Origin of the sequence: Halalkalibaculum sp. DA3122 (assembly GCF_043951865.1) — a bacterium.
In the GTDB taxonomy this organism is placed as follows: domain Bacteria; phylum Bacteroidota; class Rhodothermia; order Balneolales; family Balneolaceae; genus JAMQKA01.
Window position 1 is genome coordinate 1 of record NZ_JBINJF010000086.1, and the last position, 1,672, is coordinate 1,672.

The window sequence follows — 1,672 nt, forward strand, 5'->3', positions numbered from 1 at the left end:
GACTGGTCGGTGAAAAATCCAGAGCAAACCGGCCAGGATGATGTTCCCGTACAAGGCGCAGAGTTGTCTGAGGATGGCAAAACGATTCTGATTCAAATCTCGGATCAAGATCTGCAGCCCGTTGATCAAATGCGTATTCAACTGACACTGGAGTCGGTCGGTGGCAGGCAGTACGCCGACACGATCTACCTGACGATCCATAAGGTGCCGGGAAAGTGAGCTTTTTAAGAGTAGCAAAACGTAAAATTACATTACACTGTAATGATCCTCAGAAAAAAACCGGACTTCATATGAATAACTCCTGTTACCGCAGTTGGGGTACTTCTGTTATACTGCTAATGCTCGTGGTTTTTTACACCTCCTGCAACCGCTCTCAATCGGAGGATTACTCAGGGAAACCCAATATTGTCTTTATCATGAGCGATGATCACTCCTACCAGACTTTGAGTGCATATGACGATCGATTTATCGAGACGCCCCACCTGGATCGCATTGCCGGGGAGGGGGTCACATTTGTCAACAGTTTTGTCGCCAACTCGATCTGCGCGCCCAGCCGTGCCACGCTGCTGACCGGCAAGCATTCCCACATGAACGGGCAGCTCGACAACCGGCGGGCCTTTGACGGCCGCCAGCAAACGTTTCCGAAACTGCTGCAGGGGGCGGGCTACCAGACCGCACTGGTGGGCAAGTGGCACCTGCGGAGCACGCCCACCGGCTACGACCATTACGAGCGGCTGATCGGGCAGGGCGACTACTACAACTCCGATTTTATCACCAACGGCGATACGGCGCGCTCGCACGGGTATGTAACGGATGTGATTACGGATAAGAGTATCCGGTGGCTGGAAAACCGAACCCCGGGCCAGCCCTTTGCCCTGCAGGTCCACCACAAGGCGTCCCACCGCATCTGGATGCCCGACACGTCTGCGCTGGGGGCCTTTCAGGATGCCGGGCTCCCGGTCCCGGATACCTTCTTTGACGATTTTACGGGCAAGCGCTATTTGAAAACTGAGATGGGCGAGCAGCCGCAGCGTATTCCGATGCGCATCCCGGCGGCCGAGACCAGGATGAGCATCGCCACAGAGGATATGGACCTGGTCTACGATCTGAAACTGCTGGACGAGGAGGGCGAAATACAGACGAAATACCGCGAGATGTACGCCAACGACCGCTACGCCCGTCTCGACGAGCAGCAGAAGGCCGCCTGGGATGCCCACTACGACCCGATTATCCGGGAATTCAAGCAGAACTGGGAGGCCATGAGCGAGCGCGAGCGGGCGATCTGGAAATACCGACGCTACATGCGAGATTACCTGGCGACCATACGTACCCTCGATGAGAATGTGGGCCGCCTGCTGGAGTACCTGAAGGCGGAGGGATTGTATGAGAATACCCTGGTGGTCTACACCTCCGACCAGGGGTTTTACATGGGCGAGCACGGCTGGTTCGACAAGCGGTTTATCTACGAGCAGTCGATGCGCACCCCGCTGCTGATGAAGTTCCCTGAGGGAATGGCAACCCGTGAGGAGGTGGACGAGCTGGTCCAAAACATTGACTGGGCCCCCACGCTGCTGGAACTGGCCGGCGTTGAGGTACCGGCCGGGATGCAGGGCCAATCGCTGCTTCCGCTGGTCCAGAACGAAGATGACCAGTGGCGCGATGCCCTCTACTA

General features: G+C 56.6%; 2 protein-coding genes. Both read left to right on the forward strand.

Annotated elements, in window-relative coordinates; translation table 11 throughout:
* Window positions 1–219, forward strand: a 219-nt coding sequence (locus ACG2F4_RS19270; RefSeq protein WP_395262573.1) for a hypothetical protein, incomplete at its 5' end; no start/stop codon positions are given.
* 71 nt (window positions 220–290) lie between these two features.
* Window positions 291–1,672, forward strand: a 1,382-nt coding sequence (locus tag ACG2F4_RS19275; RefSeq protein WP_395262574.1) for a sulfatase-like hydrolase/transferase, incomplete at its 3' end; no start/stop codon positions are given.